The sequence below is a fragment of the Allokutzneria sp. NRRL B-24872 genome, assembly GCF_002155965.1.
Taxonomy (GTDB): Bacteria; Actinomycetota; Actinomycetes; order Mycobacteriales; family Pseudonocardiaceae; genus Allokutzneria.
Genome location: NZ_MUMH01000024.1, coordinates 1 through 18,203, shown reverse-complemented (window position 1 = coordinate 18,203; position 18,203 = coordinate 1). Strand labels below are relative to the sequence as shown.

Sequence of the window (18,203 nt, the reverse complement as noted above, 5' to 3'; positions counted from 1 at the left end):
ACGTGGAGCGGAATTACGGCAGCTCACGCGGCGGGAATGCGAAGCACGAAGTCGGAACGGGCACTCCGTAGCCGCGCAGTTGCTGGGCGCGCGTGACCACGGCGGCACCCTCCAGGAGGTTCAGCGCGATCTGCACCACGGAGCGGTTGCGCGGCTCGGCCAGGAACGTGCCCGCCGTCCAGCGGTTGAACGCGCCCATCGCGGGCCCGCACCGCAGCTGGTAGTCGGCGGCGCGGTCCGGATCGCCGTGCACCGCCCACAGCGCAGATCGGTCGAGGTACCACCGGAACACCATCGCCATCCGCTGCCGCGCGTCTTCCACGGGAGGCAGTTCGGCCAGCACCTCGGCGACCGGGCGGCCCAGAACGTCCCGTTCCAGCGCGGCGAACTCGCCGGACGGGATCTCCTCGAGCGACTGGTGATCGCGGTAGAGCTTGTGCAGCTTGCTCGCGCGCGCGGCGAACTCGGTGCCCTTGAACAGCACCTGCGCCTGCTCGCCCCGCTCGAAGCCGTCGGAGCGCGGCGCGAGCCCGGTGTCGGCGAGGTCGGCGTCGGCCAGCAGCCGCTTGCCCGCCTCGGAGAGCCCGGATTCCACGGCCGCCTGGTTCACCGAGCCGGTCACCACGTAGTCCGCGCCCAGCGTGAAGGCCGCCGCGACCGACTGCGGCGTGCCGATGCCACCCGCCGCGCCGACGCGGACCGGGCGCGTGTAGCCGTGCCGCGCGGCCAGCTCGTCGCGCAGCGCCAGGATCGCCGGGAGCAGCGACATCAGCGGGCGCGCGCTGCCGGAAGAAGCGGTGATGTCCTCGGCCACCGGGACGAGCGCGGCCAGCTCCGCCTCCTCGGCGGTGATCTGTCCACTGTGGACGAGTTCGCGGAGCATCCGCTGCGGGGCCGGTGACAGGAAGCGCTCGGCCAGCTCGGGGCTGTTGACCTTGACGAAGAGGTTGGTGCGGCGCTGAATCCGGCCCTCGGGGTCGCGGATCAGGCCGACGGCCGAGCACCGCACCACGGCCGGGGTGAGCGCGCGGAACCCGGAGACCGACACGCACGGGACCCCGTTGGCCAGCAGCAGGTCCACCACCGCGTCCTCGTTCGCGGGATCGGCGGCCAGGTTCACGCCCCAGTTCGGCCGCCCCCCGACAGAGGCGGACAGCTCTTGCACCGCGCGCTCCACCGTGGACAGTGGGAGGCCCGCCGTTCCGAAGAAGCCCAGCAGCTCCGCGCGGGCCAGCGCGATCACCATCGACGTGGTGGCGACGCCGTGGCCCATCTCCCCCGCCGCGTAGGGGTAGCGCGTGCCGTGCGCGGTGCAGAAGGACCGGTCGCCCAGCCACTCCGGGTACAGCGGCGGCAGTGTCCCGACGACGACGCTGCCCGGCTTGACCTCGCCGACGACCAGGCCGATCTCGTCGTTGCCCGCGAGCACACCGGAGACCAGGTGCACGCGCTCGCGGATGCGGCGGGCGCACTCGGCGACGCTGTCGACGGAGAACGCGAGGACGCTCATGCCGCCGCCCACACCGGCGCGGTGGTCCGGACGCTCGGCGCCAGTTCGTCCAGCGCCGCCGCCCACAGGTGGTCCAGCCCGTCGGAGGCGGGCAGTGCCGAGTCGGTGACCACGCACAGGCTCGCGGTCTCGCCGTGGGTGCCGAGGAAGACGCCGATCGGCCGGTCGCGGTGCAACATGCCGATCGGGATGCTGCCGATGGCCTCCGCGCCGAAGAGGTCGACCTCGCGGGTCCACCTGCTGTTGCCCGCCATCAGGTCCACGTGCCAGCGCGAGAAGGTCAGCGCGCAGGTCAGCCGGACCAGCCAGGTGGGCAGCGAGCGCATGCCCCGGGTCGTGCCGATCACGTTCTTCTGCTCGATGCTGGAGGCGCGGACCCGGGCCAGCCGCTTCAGCGGGTCCGGCTCGTCGCAGGGCAGCTCCACCCGCAGCGGCACCGAGTGGTTGCCCAGCTCGTCCGGTCCCGGGCTGCTGCCCACGGTCATCGGCACCAGGGCCCACATCCGCTCGGGCACCGTCCGCCACGGCATGCCCGGCCACTCGCGCAGCATCCCGCTGAGCGCGGCCAGGTAGATCTCGTTCACCGTCACCCGGTGCAACCGCGCCGCGCGGTGCAGCCGCTCCGAACCGACCGTCGTCCACCACACCCGGCGCTCGCCGGTCAGGCCGCGCACCGAGAACGGCCGCGCGGACACCGGCCGGAAGCCGCGCAGGTATCGCGCGACACCGCTCAGCACCGAGCGCAGCACCCTGGGCCGGCCCGACCACGGCTTCGGCGGCTCGGACTCGGCGGCCTCGTCGTCGAGCAGCCGGTACAGCGCCTCCTCCGCCGACGCGCCGTCGAGCAGCGCGTGGTGCGGCTTGAACAGCACGGTGTACTCGCCGTCGCGGTAGCCGTGGATCAGCCAGAGCTGCCACAGCGGTTCGGTGCGGGCCAGCCGCTGCCCCAACACGTCCTCGACCACCGACCGCAGGCCGATGTCACCGGTCTCGCCGACCGTGGCGATCTCGCGCACGTGGTAGCTCAGGTCCAGCTCGTCACGGCGCTGCCAGTCCCGCCCGGCGCCGAGCGCGAGGGAGAGGTCGGGCACCCGGGCCACGCGGGCGGCGATGTACTCGCGCAGTTCCTCCACCGAGGGCGCGCGACCGGCGAAGCGCAGCAGTCCGCCCAGCTCCGCGCTGTTCGGGTGCCCGGCGTCGTAGTCGAGGTACACGCGGTCCAGCGGACCGAGCTTGCGCGGACCGGTGCCCACCGTGCGCACGCTGGCCAGCAGGTAGTCCAGGTCGATCGGGGTCTCCGCGCCGTGCGGCCCGAGCACGGACCTGGCGCGGGCGTCGTCGAAGGTCCTGCGGTGGCTCAGGTAGGGCTCCAGGCTGGAGACCTGGGTGACCCGCTCGACCGCGCGCATGCGGTGCGGCGGCTGCGGCACGAGCTTCACCCGCAGTGGGAAGTTCTTCTCCAGCACCGAGACCACGGCCTGCACCGGCACGTCGCTGCCGTGCACCACGTGGTAGGTCTGCACCACGCCGGGCGGGCCGTTCTCCGCGACCGAGTCGGCGATCGTCGCCATCGCCGCCGCCGCGTCGGCCACCGGGATGAAGTTCAGCCTCGCGTCCTCGTGGCCGACCAGCCGCACGGTCGGGCGCAGCCACCTCGGCAGCCGCAGCCAGCCCAGGCGCATCCGGCGCTGCTGGGCCTTGCCCGCGCGCACGAGGTCCAGCAACGGGTGCGACCACAGCTCACCGGGAGCGGGTTCGTCGGTGATCATCAGGCTCGGCCGGTGCACCACCACCGGGCGGAAGGTCTCCTCGGCCCAGGCGCGCACGGCGGTCTCGGCCTCGTGCTTGGAGCGCTCGTAGGCGTTCTCGAAGCCCGGCAGGTCGTCGAGCGCGCCCTCCTCGATCACCCCGTCACGCCGCGAGCCCGCCACGAAGGCGCTGCTCACGTAGTGCAGCAACGGTTTGCGGGGTGCCGCGTCAAGCAGGTCCAGCACCGTGCGCGTGGTCGTCACGTTGGCCAGCCGCAAAGCCTCGATGCCCGCGCTCGGATCGACGCCGCCCGCGCAGTGCCACAGCACCTCCAGCTCCGCCGCGAGCGCTTCGTAGTCCTCGTCGGAGAGGCCCATGCGGGGTTCGGTCAGCTCGACCTCGACCACGCGGACGCGGTCCGGAAGGGTGCTGATCACCGTGCGCGGGGTGCCCGAGAGCTCCAGGAACCGTCCGATGCGCTCCACGGCGTCCGGCGATCCCACGTGCGCCAGCACGAGCAGGTTCGTGTGTCGCTCCAGCAGCTCGCGAACGAGGCGCAGGCCCAGGAAGCCGGTCGCGCCGGTCACAGCGACAGTCACGGTGGCGGGACTCCTCACGCTGACGTGGTCGGGTGAATTCGGGGCCGTGGGATGGTCACACACCAGCGCACCGTGGTTGAAGATCCACTCCACGGGACACGCGATTGCCGACCCTTGTTCACTCGGCAGGGGAAAAGGCCCGCAACCATCAGCACGCAATGTGCACATTGCGCGCACGGCGGTCACCTGTTCGTGGACAGGCGTTCTCCCGGGCGCAGCAGCCCGTCCGGCCCTGTCGGCCGAGTCCTCACGCCTACCCGGACGTGCGCAAACGCAGCGGTACCGCCATACGGGTGAAGTGGCTCACCCCTGCGTTTTGGTGCCGCCGCGCACCTCGATCGAGGCCAGCAACTCCGCCGTCGCCTCGGCGACCGCGGCCACCGCCCGGTCGAACGCCTCGGCGTTGTGCGCGGCTGGTTTCCGGAAGCCGGAGATCTTGCGGACGTACTGCAACGCCGCCGCGTGCATGTCGATCTCGGTGACGTCGTCGGCGAAGGGCGGGCGAAGGGTCTTGATGCTTCTGCACATGCTCAGCTGTGTAGCACGCCACCCCGACAACGACCGGGCGGACGAACTTCACCGGGGTCCACGTCGTCAGCGCAGTCCCGGCAAGGCGGCTGCTCCCGGGCTCACCGGCGGGGTGCTCACCGGTCTCCCGGTGCAGACGCACGACGTGCGCGACTTCCACGAACTCGTGTCGCAGCCGATCGGCCGGTGCCACCGCCGCTCGCGGAAGCACCGGCCCCGGTCAGCCGTTCTTGATCAGGTAGCGGTTGCTGATGGCCTTCCAGCACGAACGGCCGTCGAGCTCGGCGAAGGCCTTGCCGGACCTCTCGTGCCACACGACGCCCTCGGCCTTCCGGCTCGGCGAGACCACCGACGCCATGCCGTCGACCTGCTCGACGGCCTCCTGCACCGAACCCGGGACGTCCCAGTCCAGCACCGGAGCGCTGAGCGCCGCCAAGCGCTCCGGCCACTCGGCACGGGGGATCGCCGTCCCGCCGCGGAAGACCCCGAACACCGCCAGCTCGACGCCCTTGACGCGCAAGGGGTTCGCCTGGATTCCCTCGCCGTACAGCTCACCCTGGACGATCGTGCCCGCGGGCAGGCTCGCGAGGTCGTACCGCTGCGCGATCTTCATCCCCGTCAGCTCGGGCTTCGGCTCCAACTCCCAGTTGCGCGAGCAGATCCGGATCGGGTCCTGCTCGTCACCGGTGACGATGTAGGTGACGCTGGAGCCGTCGATCTTCTCCGTCGCGAACCACGACCCCTCGGCCAGCAGCCGCTCGTAGACCTCGGTCAGGTTCTGCACGCGCTCGGCGTCGGTCTTCTTCACCAGGTGCCCCGGGAACGCGCCCCTGACCTGCCCGGACAGGCTCGTCGGGATCGGCGGCTCGTACTTCACCACATCCAGCGCCTCAGCGAGCCCGCCGCTGTCGACCCCGGCCAGATCGGGAAAGGCCGCCAAGGGCAGCACGAGGCCCTGCGAGTACTGCCCGCGCAGCTTCGCCGTCTTCAGCACGTGCACCTTGGCACCGTCAGCCAGCGTTTTGGCGCCACGCGGTTCGAGAAACGCGAACCGTTCGTCGGAAAGCGGCAAGGCGGAGTCGATCTCGAAGTAGACGACCTCGTCGCCCACCGCCATTTCGCCCTTCTTCACGACCACGTCCCAGCCGCGCACCCGCGCTCGCTCGATCGCGTCCGCGCCCTCGATCGGCCCGATCTCGGCGATGACCTCCGCCGACACCAGTCTTCGCGTCCCACCACCAGCCTGCGTCATCCCCACCATCTCCATTCGCTCCACTCAGCGGATTCGCGTCGACAACGACCCGCCGACCTTGTTCACACCGCCACTCATCATGAAGATCACGCACCACCCCGGCAACGCAGTTTCACCCCCCGGGCGGATTCCTTCTCACCCCCGCACTTCCCGTAACCACAACGCGAAATGCAGCGCTGACGAAGCGCGGCCGCAACGTCTCTGCGCGCGCCAAAAACCCGTTTCGTACTCCTAGCGGGAAAAAGAGCGCTCCCAGCAACTGCTTTGAGTACGAAACGGGAAAGGTTTAGACCACTCCGGGGCGCGATGAGGCGAGCGGGAGGGTGGAGTGCACAAGTCGGAGGGTAGGTGATGTGGGGCGTGGTGGCCGCTGGGACGAAGGGCTGGGCGGCGGCGTGCTCGCGAGGACTAAGAGCGGTCGCCGTTGGCGCTGTCGCCGGGGGCGAGGGAGTCCTGGAGGATCGCGTTGAGCTCGCGCGCGGCGCTGATGGCGCCTTCGAGGTCCGCCTGGTCGACGGGACGGCTGTGCGCGACGCTGTTGCGGACGGCGCGGACGGTCTGGATCTCGTCATCGAACACCCGCGCGAAGTGGCCGACCGTGCCGGGGGCGTTGTCCGGCCTGGTGAGGGCGGGGCCGAGCCGGGACCGCAGCCGCTCCCACTCGAAGATCAGCGTGGTCACGCCCGTGGCGTAGTCCTTCGGCGGCGGCGTGGACAACAGCTGGCGGCGCGGCTCCTGCGTGACGAAATCGCGCTTGCCGTCGATCTGCGCGGGCAGCTGGGCAGCCGGGACGTTGGTGTAGAAGTTCGTCGTGACGCTCTGCGAGGTCTGCACGGCGACAGCGGCCTCCAGCTTGGAGTTCGTCGCCTCGATCTCCTTCTTCTGCGCCGCGACCTCGCGCTTGAGCGTCAGCAGGTTCGCCACGCTCAGCTCACTGAGGTCGGGCAGCAGCAACAGCAGTGCGAGCAACACGGGCGGCAACAGATCCGTTGCGCCCCAAGGGTTGCACGTGTCCAGGCCGATGAACGGGGTGCCGCCGGTGCTCACGCGGCAGATCTGCGTGAGCTCCCACCAGTAGCTGCTGACGGCCGCCGCGACGGCGGCGAGCACGATGAGAACGGCCAGTGTTCGACGGATGCCAGTGACCACGCGCGCCACATCCTCGGTCCGGAGTTGGTGACACCCGGGGTATCGCCGGTCCGGGGCCGCGGCGTGACGGCGGTGATCCTTCCGCTACCGAACCGCGTTCAGCCCGGCACGTGCGCGTCGCGCCAGGCCCGCACGACGTCCCCGTTCTCGGTGAGGTCGTAGGGCGCGGAGGCGTCCAGCTCGGCGAAGACGATCACCTTGCCGGTCGTCGGGTCCACGCTGAACTCGAACCACTCCGGCGCCGGGCAGAACTCGTCGGGCGCGTCGGGGTTGTGCGCGAGGGGGAAACCGGCGAACACCAGCTCCTCGAACAGGGTGCCCGCCGGCCACTGCCGCACGGTCTGCCCGTCCCAGGTCTGCTGCGTCACGTCGCCGACCGTCACCAGGAAGTGCTCCCACACCAGATGGTCCACCCCCGCATTATCCCCGAGCCACCGACACCAACGCGAAAGGCGCTCGGGAGAGACGTCCTGTGACCGAACCGTGGCCGGGCCACGACCCCCGGCCAGCATGCTGGCGGAATGGCGATCGGGCTGAAGGCCGTGCGGCAGCGGGTCGGGGCGAGCGTCTTCGAGCGCGTCGCAGGTCCGGACGGTCCCGCCAACCGCGACCGCATCGACGCCACCCCGGGCCCGAGGTGGTTCGCCGAGGACAGCGCGATCCGGCGGGTGCACTCCGACGCGTCGATGTTCGTCGGCGGGCTGCGCGCGCTGCTGTTGCAGTCCTTGCACCCGTTGGCGATGGCGGCGGTCGCGGGGCACTCCGGCTACCGCTCCGACCCGTGGGGCAGGTTGCAGCGCACGAGCACCTTCCTCGCCATGACGACCTTCGGCACCGCCCAGCACGCCGAGGAGGCGATCGCGCACGTCCGCGCCGTGCACGAGCGCATCCGGGGCACCGCGCCGGACGGCCGCCGGTACCGGGCGAGCGACCCGCGCCTGCTCGGCTGGGTGCACGCGGCGGAGGTCGACAGCTTCCTCCGCTGCTACCAGCGCTACGGCCCGAAGCCGCTCAGCCCTGAGGACGCCGACTCCTACGTCGCCGACACCTCGCGGATCGCCTCAGGGCTCGGCGTCCTCGACCCGCCGCGCTCCGTGGCCGAGCTGGCGGCCGTGCTCGACGACTACCGTCCCGAGCTGCGCGGCACGGCGCAGGCCCGGGACACCGCGCGTTTCCTCCTCTTCAAACCTCCCCTGCCGTTGCTGGCACGAGCCCCATACACCGCTCTGGCCTCAGCAGCCGTGGCCGCGCTGCCGTCCTGGACGCGGTGGCCGTTACGGCTGCCGTACTTCCCGCCCGTCGAGCGCACAGCCGTGCAGCTCGCGGGCCACGGCATCGTCGGTCTGCTCCGCTGGGCCATGACCTAGCGGCACTCGTAGAGGGTGCTCGTGGTGCCGCCGTAGTCCTCGCGCGGCACCACCGAACAGTTGGCGCGCACCCACTCCATGCGCGCGGTGGCCTGGCCACCGCGCGCTGGCATGGGGCTGCCGAGCACGAAGCGCAGCTCGCCGCGCCGCACCCAGTCGGCCAGCTCAGCGGTGGTCGGCGCGGGGTCGACCCCCATGAAACCGCCGAGGCCGATGACCACCCGCGAGCTGTTGAGCACGAAGTTCGACGCTATGATCGCCCCGCCGTCCACCGCGAGGCTGATCCGCGCGCCGCCGGAGCGCGCGGTGGCGTGGTCGAGAACCTTGCGCTGCTCCTCGGTGAGATCGCCCTTGTTGGTCCAGTCGCCGCCGCCCGCCTCCGGCCGCATCAGCTCGTGGAGGTCCACAGTGGACGGCGGACCGGCCGAGGGCAGGCTGGCGTTGGCCGGGGGCGGGCCGAACGCCGCCGACACCGACCACACGGCGGGCACGAGCAGCAACGCCGTGACACCGACGAGGGCGGTGGCTCGCTTGCCGATGAAGAACGTCGCGACGGCCAGCACAGCAGCCACGGGGCCGACCCACGCGTTCCACTCCGGAGTGCGGTACACGACCACGAGCGCCCACGCTGCGGTGATCGCGGCGAGCACTGGGATTCCGAAGCGGAAGCGTTGGGCAGCAACGACTCCAGCGCCGATCAGGGCAGCGATCGGCGGAGCCAGCGCGGTCGTGTAGTAAGCGTGGAAGATCCCTCCGGCGAGGCTGAAGACCAGGCCGTTGACCAGCAGCCAACCGCCCCAGAGCACCCAGCCCGCGCGCTGGTGCGCCGGGAGCTTCAGGCGCGCTGCGACAACACCGACGACAACACCGACGAGGATGACCAGAGCGGCCGGGAGCAGCCAGCTGATCTGGCCGCCCATCGGCTCGTTGAACAGGCGGCCGAGGCCGGGGTCACCGCCCATCATCACGTTGCGCAGCGCCTGCGGCATCTCCCCTGAGCCGGGGAAACCCTCGGGGGCGCTTGAGCCCGTGCCGAGGATGCGCGCCAAGCCGTTGTAGCCGATCACCAGGTCCAACGCGGTGCCGTCGGTGCTCCCGCCGATGTAGGGCTTCTCGCCCGGCCACAGGTCGACCAGCGCCACCCACCACAACGAGCTGGCCAGCAGCACGCCACCCGCCCCCAACGTGTCGGTGATCCGCCTGCGCCACGGCGCCGTCGACCCGGCGAGGTAGGCCGCGACCAGCGCGGGGAGGACGATCCACGCCGCCAGCATCTTGGTGTTGAACCCGCAGCCCACCAGGAAAGCGGCCAGCAGCAACCACTTCGTCGCCGAGCCCGCGCCGATCTCCGGCTGGAACGCGCGCGTGACGGCGTAGGCCGCTCCGACGAGGAAAAGCACGAGCAGCGTGTCGGGGTTGTTGTCGCGGTTGATCACCACGGTGATCGGCGTCAGCGCGAGCACGAGCGCGGCCAGCAGCGCGGCGTTCTCCCCCGCCCAGATCCGCACGGTCCGGTGCAGCAGGAACACCGCGGTCACGCCGAAGATCGCCTGTGGCAGCAGCACCGACCACCCGTGGAAGCCGAAGATCCACGTCGAGATCACCTGCGGCCACAGCGCGAACGGCGGCTTGTCCACGGTGACCACCCCGGCCTGGTCGAAGGCGCCGAAGAGGAAGCTGACGAAGCCGCTGGACATCGATCTCGTGGCGGCCGTGTAGTAGCTGTTGCCCCATCCCCACGCCCACAGCCCCCACGCGTGGAGCACGGCAGCGAGTACCAGAACGAACTGAAGCCGGTACCTCATCGAACGGAGTCCCTTCCACGGCCGGGCCGGAAGACCCAGTTCCGGTAGAGCACGAACCGCAGCAGCGTCGCCGCGGCGTTGGCCAGGCAGAGCACGAGCAGCTCGACCGCGGTGCCTCCGCCGAGCGCGAGCTTCTCCAGCAGCCACAACGATCCTGACGTCAGTCCGAGCCCGAGCGCGAAGACCACCAGGCCCTCGAACTGCGCGCGCATCCGCCCTTCCTGACCGCGGACGCCGAAGGTGAAGAGGCGGTTCGCCGCGGTGTTGCCGACCGCGCACAGCAGCAACGACACCGCGTTCGCGGAGAACGCGCCCGTCACGGGCCGCAGCAAGGCGTAGAGGACCAGATAGACCACTGTGGACACAACACCGACGGCCGCGAAGCGCAGCAGCTGCGCGCTCATTCCCTTCGGCACTCCGGGATGCTCGTCGGCGAGCGCTGAGCGCAGCGTGGTCGGCAGCCGAGCCCGCATCGTCGCCGACGCCAGCGTCCTGGTCAGCCTGGCGACTCCGCGCAGGTCCGCGATGGCCGTCGCGAGCACGTCGACCCTGCTGTCGGGATCGTCCACCCAGTCCACCGGAACCTCGTGGATGCGCAGCCCGGAGCGCTCGGCGAGCACGAGCAGTTCGGTGTCGAAGAACCAGCCGGTGTCCTCCACCAACGGCAGCAGGCGCTCGGCGACGTCCTTGCGCACCGCCTTGAACCCGCACTGCGCGTCGGAGAACCGCGCTCGCAGGGTCCCGCGCAGGATCAGGTTGTAGCACCGGGAGATGAACTCGCGCTTCGGTCCGCGCACCACCCGCGCGCCGCGCGCCAGGCGGGAGCCGATCGCCACGTCGGAGTGCCCCGACACCAACGGCGCGATCAGCGGGAGCAGCGCGGCGAGGTCGGTGGAGAGGTCGACGTCCATGTACGCCAACACTTCCGCGTCGCTGCTCGTCCACACCGCGTTCAGCGCGCGCCCGCGTCCCTTGGCGTCCAAGCGCACCGCGCTGACCCCGGGCAGCTCTTCGACCAGCTGCCCGGCGAGCGCCCAGGTGCCGTCCGTGCTGGCGTTGTCGGCGATGGTGATCCGCCAGCCGAACGGGAACGCCTCGCCCAGGAACGCGTGCAGCCCGCGCACGCTCGGACCGAGGTCCTGCTCCTCGTTGTGCACGGGCACGACGACGTCGACGGTGGGCGGCGGTGCCGTCCGGACCGGGCCGAGCCGCTCGGCGATCTCCCCGGCCGGAGCCTGTGTGCAAGTCATGATCGTCACGGTCGCGGTGGATCATCAACCGTTCCTGGGGCGGATCTGGGAGCAGCCTGGGAAATCAGGGTTCACCGGAAAGGACCAGGCGGAAGGTCGCTCCCCCGCCCGGCGTGTCCAGCACGCCGATCCGCCCGCCGTGCGCTCGCACCACGGCCACGACGATGGACAGCCCGAGCCCCGCGCCGCCGCTGTCGCGCTCCCGACCGGCAGCGACCCGGAAGAACCGGTCGAACACCTGCTCACGGTGCTCGACGGCGATGCCGGCCCCGTGGTCCACGACATCGATCACGACCTCATCACCCGAACGCGTTAGCACGACCTCGACCGGAGTTCCCGGCGGCGTGTGGGTGACGGCGTTGCGCAGCAGGTTGGCCAGCACCTGGCGCAGCTGGTCGGCGTCGGCGTCGACCAGCACGGACGCCTCCCCCGGTCCGGTGATCACCCGGTCCGGCTCGTGCACGACCGCGTCGAGCACCGCGTCCCGGCACAGCGCGGCCACGTCGACCTCGGCGCGCCTCGGCGGCCGTCCCTCGTCGAGCCGGGCCAGCACCAGCAGGTCCTCCACCAGGCGGGCCATCCGCTCGGACTCGCCCTCGATGCGGCGCATCACCGTGCGCAGGTCCTCCGGGTCGGCAGCGGCGCCTCGGTGGAACATCTGCGCGTAGCCCAGGATCGAGGTCAGCGGAGTGCGCAGCTCGTGGCTGGCGTCGGCGACGAAGGTGCGCAGCCGCTGCTCGGAGCGCGACCGCTGCGCGAAGGCGTCCTCGATCCGGCCGAGCATGGTGTTCAGCGCGAGACCGAGCCTGCCGACCTCGGTGGTCCTGTCGACGTAGGCGATGCGCCGGTGGTACTCGCCGGAAGCGATGGCGGTCGCGGTGGCCTCCATCTCGTCCAGTGGCCGCAAACCCATGCGCACCAAGGACAACGCGAAGACCAACAACGCGAGCAGCACCGCTGCGGTGATCACCACGACGAGCACGAACAGCCGGTCCAGCGTCGCGTCGACCTCGGTCAGCGGCATCGCGACGTACAGCGTGCCTTCCAGTCCCTGCAACGCCTCGTAGGCGGCGATCCGGTACCGCACGCCCGCGTGGCCCTCGACAGACTTCGCGTGCCCGACCGCAGGGAGTTCCGCGAGCACCGGCTTGTCCACAGTGGACACTCCGGTGCCGAAGCGCGTCTCCGGCCCGAACCGGCCGTCCGGGGCGCGCAGCACGCCGTAGACGTTGACCAGGGTGTGCTGCACCCCGCGCGGCGGCTCCTTGATCGGCTCGCCCGCGAGCTTCGCCCCGATCGGCAGGCGCACGAGGTTCAGCTGCTCGTCGGTGCGCTGCAACAGGAACGAGCGCATCGAGGTGAAGACCAGCGCCGCGACGGCGGTGAGGGCGACGGCCGAGAGCAGCACCGTCACCAACACCATCCTGCGGCGCAGTCCCGTCACCTGGGCAACCGCATCACGTACCCGACCCCGCGCACGGTGTGGATCAGCCGCGGCCCGTCGTCGAGCTTGCGCCGCAGGTAGGACACGTAGGTCTCCAGGTTTCCAGCCTCCCCGGCGAAGTCCTGGCCCCACACGTGGTCCAGCAGCTGCTGCCGGGTCAGCACGACGCGCGCGTTCACCACGAAGTAGTGCAGCAACCGGTACTCGGTGTCGGTCAGCTCGACGAACCGTCCCGCGCGGTGCACCTCACGGGTGCGCGGATCGATCTCCACGTCCGCGAACACCAGCCGCTCGACCGCTCCGGCCGAGCCCGCGCGCCGCAGCACCGCGCGGACCCGCGCGACCAGCTCCCCCACCGAGAACGGCTTGGTGAGGTAGTCGTCCCCGCCGAGGGTGAGGCCGCGGATCTTGTCCTCGTCGGAGTCGCGCGCCGTCAGGAACAGCACCGGGACCCCGCCCTGCCGCGCGTGCAGCTTCGGCGCGAGCGAGAACCCGTCGCCGTCGGGCAGCATCACGTCGAGCACCACCACGTGCGGGGTGAACCGGTCGGCCACGGTCAGCGCCTCGGCGACGCTGGCCGCGCAGACGACGTCGAAGCCCTCGTAGCGCAACGCCATCGACACGAGCTCGGTGATCGCCTGTTCGTCGTCAACGACGAGAACCCGGGTGGCCGGTCGAGCTGTTCCGATCATGCTCACGCATCCTTCCCGGCAATGCTGGGAGAACGCTGGGAACCCGCTGAGCAGCCCGAAAGCTCTACCCGGCCGCGGACTCCTCCTCGGCGAGGCGCTGCGCGGCGCTCTGCGTCTTGAGCGGGATCTGCTTGATGAACAGCGTGGTCACCAGCGCGAGCACCGCCAGGGGCACGCCGATCAGGAACAGCTCGCTGGTGGCGATGCCGTAGGCGTCGCGCACCACGGCCACGACCGGCTCCGGCAGCAGCGCGAGGTTCGGCACCGCGCCGTGCGACTCCCCGACCGGGACCACCACGCCCGCGGCGGCCAGGCCCTCGGCGGTGAGGGTGCCGACCCGGCTGGCCAGGACGGCGCCGAGCACGCTGACGCCGATCGAGCCGCCGAGGCTGCGGAAGAAGGAGATCGACGAGGTCGCCGCGCCGAGGTCCTTGGGCGGGACGTCGTTCTGCGCCACCAGCACCAGGTTCTGCATGAGCAGACCGACGCCGAGGCCCAGCACCGCCATGTAGCAGCCCAGCAGCACCACGGAGGTGGTGGCGCTGATCGTGCCGAGCAGGGCGAGCCCGCCGCTGAGCAGCACACCGCCGATCAGCAGGTGCGACTTCCACTTGCCGGTGCGGCTGATCAGCTGCCCGGACACCGTCGACGAGATCAGCATCGCGAAGATCATCGGCAGGCTCAGCAGCCCGGCCTGCGTCGGCGTCTTGCCCAGCGAGAGCTGGAAGTACTGGGACAGGAACACCGTGCCGCCGAACATCGCGACACCGACCAGGAAGCTGGCGATGATCGACAGCGTCACCGTGCGGTTGCGGAACAGGCTCAGCGGCAGCACCGGCTCGGACACCCGGGACTCCACGAACAGCGCCGCGACCAGGATCAGCACACCACCACCGACGAGCAGCGCCGTCCACCACGACCCCCACGGGAACTGGTTGCCGGCCAACGAGGACCACACCAGCAGCGTGGAGACACCGGTCATCAGCAGCGCGGCGCCGAGGTAGTCGACCTTCACGTCCTTGCGCGTGGTCGGCAGGCTCAGCGTGCGCTGGAGCAGCACGATCGCGGCGGCGGTCAGCGGGACGCCGATGAAGAAGCACCAGCGCCAGCCCAGCCACGGGGTGTCCACCAGCACGCCGCCGATCAGCGGACCGGCGACGGTGCCGACCGCGAAGACCGCGCCCAGGACGCCGGAGTAGCGGCCCAGTTCCCGGGGCGAGACGATCGTGGCCAGGATGACCGGGGCCAGAGCGGTGAGCCCGCCCGCCCCGATGCCCTGCACCACGCGGCTGACCAGCAGCACGTCGATGCCCTGGGACAGCCCCGCGACCATCGAGCCGATCAGGAACGAGCCGAGCGAGAGCTGCACGAGCAGCTTCTTGCTGTAGAGGTCGGAGAGCTTGCCCCACAACGGGACCGTGGCGGTCATCGCCAGCAGCTCGGTGGTGACCACCCAGGTGTAGGCCGACTGCGAGCCGCCGAGGTCGGAGATGATCCTCGGCAGCGCGTTTGCCACCACGGTGGAGGCCAGGATGGACACGAACATGCCCATCATCAGCCCGGACAGGGCCTGCAGGACCACGCGTCTGCTGGGGTCCTGGTGCTGCGGCGCTTCCGCCCGCGCAGCGGTTGTGCTCGTCATGAGTTTCCCCTCGTGGTGGTGCTCGCCGGGACAGGGAGCCCGGCGGCGAGTGCGGCGAAGGAGGCGCGGATCAGCTCGGCCACCGGCCGCCGTCCGCCCTCGTGGGCCCAGAGGCGGATCGCGGCCTTCAGCGCGGCACCGACGGCGCCGTGCAGCAGCGCGGGGTACAGGTCGGCGTCGGCGTCCACACCGACGCGGCGCGCGATCGCCTCGATCATCACCCGCTCGCTGCTGAGCTGGCCGGTGAGGACGCGAGCGGCCAGTGCGGGGTGCTTGTCGACGATGGCGAAGCGGGCCAGCCACTCCTCGCGGTTCTCGTCGATCAGCGCCACGTCCTCGGTGACCATCGCCAGGACGGCCTCCATCGGCCCCAGTTCCGGCGGCGCCTCCAGCAGCCGCAGCACGGCCTGTTCGGCGCGCTGCTCGGACTCCGGGTAGGCGATGAGGACCGCGTCCTCCTTGGTGGCGAAGTAGTTGAAGAACGTCCTCGGCGAGACCCCGGCCTCCGCGCTGATGTCCTCGGCGGTGACGTGCTCCAGCCCGCGCTCGCCGACCAACCGCAGCGCGGCCATGGTCAGCGCGCGGTGCGTCTCCAGCTTCTTGCGCGCGCGCAGCCCGAGGGCCTGCGCGGGGATCTGGTCGGTCGACGGCATGCGCCCACGCTAGCAAAAATCTTGCAGTTTCTGCACAGTTGCAGTCTCTGCACGTTTTGTGAGGCCGCGCACAGGGCCCGGACATGAGGAAAGGGCACCACCGCGCGGCCCGCGGTGGTGCCCTTCGCCGGGGAACTCTGGTTGTTCCCCTAGTTCTTGGAGGCCCTAGTTCTTGGAAGCCTCGTAGGCCTGGATGACGTTGCTCGGGATGCGGCCCCGGTCGGAGACCTCGTGCCCGTTGGCCTTGGCCCAGTCGCGGATCGCGCGGGTCTCGTCCTTGCTGCGGGCGGAGCCGGTCTTGCCGGGGGCGGTGCCCCGCTTGGCCCGGCCACCGACGCGGCGCGCGGCCTCGACGTACTGCGCGAAGGTGTCGCGCAGCTTCGCCGAGTTCTCGTCGTTGAGGTCGATCTCGTAAGCGACGCCGTCAATAGCGAACTCGACGCGCGAGATGTCCTCACTACTGGTTCCGTCCAGGTCATCAATGAGCTGGACGATGGTGAGCTGAGCCATGATGTACCCCCATGAAGGTGTGGTCAGGTCGGGTTTGGCCGGTTTTGTCGCCCCGTTGGGCGCGACAGTAGCAAATAACCCACCGGGGGTTCGACATAGCCCGTCCCACTTTTGCGTCGCGCGCAACGGTCACATTCACCGTCGGCGAACGGCTTGACGCGCTCAACACCGTGGTCACGAGGCCGGGCAAGCCCACGGAGCCGGTCCTGGTCGAAATGTGGAGGAAATCCCTCAAATGATTAGTCCGACCGGCGTGGCGCGGGGCGACCTGGGCTCACGTTATGGCACCTTGTCGCGATTGCGGACCGGGCCCGCAATCGCAACAGCGCGCCATAACGGCTCAGCCGAAGAACCTGCGCAGTTCGTCCAGGACGGCGCGCGGCTGTTCCTCCGCGAGGTAGTGCCCGGTGCCCGCCACCGCGACCACCCGGAAGTTCGTCGCCTGTTTCGGCAGCACCGGGCTAAGGCCGTCGTAGCCCAGGCTGTCATTGGTCAGCCCGAGCACCGGGATCGTCACCCTCGCATAGTTCTTCGCATCCGCGATGTCCTGGTTGAACGTCTGGTACCAGCCGTTTCCGCCGCGGATCGCATCCGGTGAGTCATAGGCCCGCGCGAACACCTGCCGGGCCTTCTCCTCGACGCTCGCCTGGTCCTTCAGCATTCTGCCGAGCATCCAGTCCAGCATCACCCGCGAACGCCCGGCCACCAGCCGCTCCGGCAATCCCTGCACCTGGTTGAAGGCGAACCACCACAGGTGCGGCGAGCCCTTCGGGTCGGGCAGCAGCGTCAGGTTCCGCAGGCTCTCGTCCGGGTGCGGCACGTCCAGCAGCGCCAGCCTGCGCACGTCCGCCGGGTGGTTCACGGCGACGCTGTGCGCCACCATCGCGCCGATGTCGTGGCCGGTGAGGTTGACCCGTCCGAGCCCGAGCTTCGCGATCAGCCCGTGGATGTCGGCGGCCATCGTCTTCTTGTCGTAGCCGGACTCCGGCTTGGCCGAGCCGCCCATGCCGCGCAGGTCCACCGCGATCACGCGGTAGCTCTTCGCCAGCTCGGGCATCACCTTGCGGTACTGCCACCACGTCTGCGGCCACCCGGGCAACAGAACCAGCGGCTCACCCCGCCCGCCCGCGACGTAGTGCAGCCGCGTGCCGTTGACCTCCGCGTGCGCGCTGCGGAAGTCCCCCGGCAGCGAGCGCGCGAGCGCCGCGTCGGAGAGCCCGTCGACCGGCGCCGCTCCCGTCGCGGCCAGCAGTGCGAGCGCGAGGACTCCCGCCTTGATGCGCAAGGACCAACCCATGCCCAGCTCCCTTTCTAGATCGACCGTTCCAGTAAAAGGGCAGCGCGATGCCACCCAGAAGTGAGGGGAGGTCTCAGCCGAGCAGCGCCAGCGCCTGGTCCAGCGCGTCCGTCAGCCGCCGGTCGTGCCCGGTCCGCGCGATCACCTGCAAGCCCTGGAGGAAGGTCACCAGGAACCGGGCGATGGCGCGCGGATCGCGGTCCTCGGCCAGCTCACCCTGGTTCTGCGCGCGGATCAACGCACCGGTCAGCGCCGTCTCCACCGCGTCGTGACTGGCGTCGACGCGGCGCGCGGCCTGTCGGTCGCGGGGCAGGCACTCCACCGCCGTGTTGGTGACCATGCAGCCCTTGCGCTCCTCGTCGGCGAGGGCGGACTCCGCGAAGGAGCGCATCACCTCGCGGACCGCGGGCAGGGCCGGTCCCGGCTTCGACAACGCCGCGAGCGCGGTGCCGTCCATGCTCTCGCAGTAGCGGTCCAGTGCGCTCAGGTAGAGCTCGTGCTTGCTCCCGAAGGTGGCGTAGATGCTGGCCCTGCCGATGCCGAGGTGGTCGACCAGGTCCTGCATCGACGTCGCTTCGTAGCCGCGCCGCCAGAACAGCTCCATCGCCGCGCGTAGCGCCACGTCGGGGTCGAACTCCTTGGTCCTGCCCATGCCGCAGACCGTAGCAACTCTGGAACGATCGGTCCAGTAACCCTCGGCGTCCCCGCCGACCGCCCCCAACGTCCCCTTCGGTGCGCCGTACTCCCTGAATGACT

At 70.6% G+C, this 18,203-nt stretch carries 16 protein-coding genes; 1 reads left to right on the top strand and 15 read right to left on the bottom strand.

What is annotated here, in order from left to right; translation table 11 throughout:
- Positions 1-13 precede the first annotated feature (13 nt).
- From CCN37_RS07120 to CCN37_RS07095, 6 genes are all read right to left on the bottom strand, one after another.
- The gene (locus CCN37_RS07120) at positions 14-1,510 is read right to left on the bottom strand and encodes a PfaD family polyunsaturated fatty acid/polyketide biosynthesis protein (RefSeq protein ID WP_086819929.1); all 1,497 of its coding nucleotides are present in this window, start codon (positions 1,508-1,510) and stop codon (positions 14-16) included.
- A complete protein-coding gene (locus CCN37_RS07115) occupies positions 1,507-3,858 on the bottom strand; it encodes an SDR family oxidoreductase (RefSeq protein WP_168200552.1) in 2,352 nt (783 codons plus the stop codon). The genes CCN37_RS07120 and CCN37_RS07115 overlap by 4 nt, the downstream gene beginning before the upstream one ends.
- A gap of 303 nt (positions 3,859-4,161) precedes the next feature.
- Positions 4,162-4,386 carry a DUF2277 domain-containing protein gene (locus tag CCN37_RS07110; RefSeq protein ID WP_086819871.1) on the bottom strand — a complete coding sequence of 75 codons (225 nt, stop codon included), beginning with the start codon at positions 4,384-4,386 and terminating at the stop codon, positions 4,162-4,164.
- Positions 4,387-4,606: 220 nt separating this feature from the next.
- Positions 4,607-5,638, bottom strand: a complete 1,032-nt coding sequence (locus tag CCN37_RS07105; RefSeq protein WP_168200551.1) for an RNA ligase (ATP) — start codon at positions 5,636-5,638, stop codon at positions 4,607-4,609.
- A 408-nt stretch (positions 5,639-6,046) separates the two neighbouring features.
- Positions 6,047-6,787 carry a hypothetical protein gene (locus tag CCN37_RS07100; protein WP_143261466.1) on the bottom strand — a complete coding sequence of 247 codons (741 nt, stop codon included), beginning with the start codon at positions 6,785-6,787 and terminating at the stop codon, positions 6,047-6,049.
- 98 nt (positions 6,788-6,885) lie between these two features.
- On the bottom strand, positions 6,886-7,200 hold the full coding sequence (locus tag CCN37_RS07095; RefSeq protein ID WP_086819868.1) for a hypothetical protein: 315 nt from the start codon (positions 7,198-7,200) through the stop codon (positions 6,886-6,888).
- 108 nt (positions 7,201-7,308) lie between these two features.
- Between CCN37_RS07095 and CCN37_RS07090 the strand changes: the two genes are divergently transcribed.
- The gene (locus CCN37_RS07090; RefSeq protein ID WP_086819867.1) at positions 7,309-8,154 is read left to right on the top strand and encodes an oxygenase MpaB family protein; all 846 of its coding nucleotides are present in this window, start codon (positions 7,309-7,311) and stop codon (positions 8,152-8,154) included.
- Here CCN37_RS07090 and CCN37_RS07085 read toward each other — a convergent pair.
- From CCN37_RS07085 to CCN37_RS07045, 9 genes are all read right to left on the bottom strand, one after another.
- A complete protein-coding gene (locus tag CCN37_RS07085; RefSeq protein WP_086819866.1) occupies positions 8,151-9,959 on the bottom strand; it encodes a glycosyltransferase family 39 protein in 1,809 nt (602 codons plus the stop codon). The genes CCN37_RS07090 and CCN37_RS07085 overlap by 4 nt on opposite strands.
- Positions 9,956-11,209 (bottom strand): bifunctional glycosyltransferase family 2/GtrA family protein, encoded by a 1,254-nt coding sequence (locus tag CCN37_RS07080; protein WP_086819928.1) that lies wholly within the window; start codon positions 11,207-11,209, stop codon positions 9,956-9,958. Before CCN37_RS07080 ends, CCN37_RS07085 begins: the two co-directional genes overlap by 4 nt.
- A gap of 64 nt (positions 11,210-11,273) precedes the next feature.
- Positions 11,274-12,653: a cell wall metabolism sensor histidine kinase WalK gene (locus CCN37_RS07075; protein ID WP_210407905.1), complete on the bottom strand. Its 1,380-nt coding sequence runs from the start codon at positions 12,651-12,653 to the stop codon at positions 11,274-11,276.
- Positions 12,650-13,345, bottom strand: a complete 696-nt coding sequence (locus CCN37_RS07070) for a response regulator transcription factor (protein WP_086819865.1) — start codon at positions 13,343-13,345, stop codon at positions 12,650-12,652. The genes CCN37_RS07075 and CCN37_RS07070 overlap by 4 nt, the downstream gene beginning before the upstream one ends.
- A gap of 64 nt (positions 13,346-13,409) precedes the next feature.
- Entirely contained in the window at positions 13,410-14,987 is a 1,578-nt protein-coding gene (locus CCN37_RS07065; RefSeq protein ID WP_086819864.1) for an MDR family MFS transporter, read from the bottom strand.
- Positions 14,984-15,640 carry a TetR/AcrR family transcriptional regulator gene (locus tag CCN37_RS07060; protein WP_086819863.1) on the bottom strand — a complete coding sequence of 219 codons (657 nt, stop codon included), beginning with the start codon at positions 15,638-15,640 and terminating at the stop codon, positions 14,984-14,986. Before CCN37_RS07060 ends, CCN37_RS07065 begins: the two co-directional genes overlap by 4 nt.
- Positions 15,641-15,805: 165 nt before the next feature.
- Positions 15,806-16,150, bottom strand: coding sequence for an Lsr2 family protein (locus CCN37_RS07055; RefSeq protein WP_086819862.1), 345 nt, complete (start codon positions 16,148-16,150; stop codon positions 15,806-15,808).
- A gap of 340 nt (positions 16,151-16,490) precedes the next feature.
- Positions 16,491-17,447, bottom strand: coding sequence for an alpha/beta fold hydrolase (locus CCN37_RS07050; RefSeq protein WP_086819861.1), 957 nt, complete (start codon positions 17,445-17,447; stop codon positions 16,491-16,493).
- 73 nt (positions 17,448-17,520) lie between these two features.
- Positions 17,521-18,099 (bottom strand): TetR/AcrR family transcriptional regulator, encoded by a 579-nt coding sequence (locus tag CCN37_RS07045; protein ID WP_086819860.1) that lies wholly within the window; start codon positions 18,097-18,099, stop codon positions 17,521-17,523.
- Positions 18,100-18,203 lie beyond the last annotated feature (104 nt).

What these genes read in the sequence shown, in the direction of transcription:
- CCN37_RS07105 (WP_168200551.1), bottom strand. Translation starts at nt 5,638, where the DNA reads ATGACGCAGGCTGGTGGTGGGACGCGAAGACTGGTGTCGGCGGAGGTC.
- CCN37_RS07045 (WP_086819860.1), bottom strand. Translation starts at nt 18,099, where the DNA reads ATGGGCAGGACCAAGGAGTTCGACCCCGACGTGGCGCTACGCGCGGCG.
- CCN37_RS07090 (WP_086819867.1), top strand. Translation starts at nt 7,309, where the DNA reads ATGGCGATCGGGCTGAAGGCCGTGCGGCAGCGGGTCGGGGCGAGCGTC.
- CCN37_RS07050 (WP_086819861.1), bottom strand. Translation starts at nt 17,447, where the DNA reads ATGGGTTGGTCCTTGCGCATCAAGGCGGGAGTCCTCGCGCTCGCACTG.
- CCN37_RS07055 (WP_086819862.1), bottom strand. Translation starts at nt 16,150, where the DNA reads ATGGCTCAGCTCACCATCGTCCAGCTCATTGATGACCTGGACGGAACC.
- CCN37_RS07080 (WP_086819928.1), bottom strand. Translation starts at nt 11,209, where the DNA reads ATGACTTGCACACAGGCTCCGGCCGGGGAGATCGCCGAGCGGCTCGGC.
- CCN37_RS07110 (WP_086819871.1), bottom strand. Translation starts at nt 4,386, where the DNA reads ATGTGCAGAAGCATCAAGACCCTTCGCCCGCCCTTCGCCGACGACGTC.
- CCN37_RS07070 (WP_086819865.1), bottom strand. Translation starts at nt 13,345, where the DNA reads ATGATCGGAACAGCTCGACCGGCCACCCGGGTTCTCGTCGTTGACGAC.
- CCN37_RS07060 (WP_086819863.1), bottom strand. Translation starts at nt 15,640, where the DNA reads ATGCCGTCGACCGACCAGATCCCCGCGCAGGCCCTCGGGCTGCGCGCG.
- CCN37_RS07065 (WP_086819864.1), bottom strand. Translation starts at nt 14,987, where the DNA reads ATGACGAGCACAACCGCTGCGCGGGCGGAAGCGCCGCAGCACCAGGAC.
- CCN37_RS07085 (WP_086819866.1), bottom strand. Translation starts at nt 9,959, where the DNA reads ATGAGGTACCGGCTTCAGTTCGTTCTGGTACTCGCTGCCGTGCTCCAC.
- CCN37_RS07120 (WP_086819929.1), bottom strand. Translation starts at nt 1,510, where the DNA reads ATGAGCGTCCTCGCGTTCTCCGTCGACAGCGTCGCCGAGTGCGCCCGC.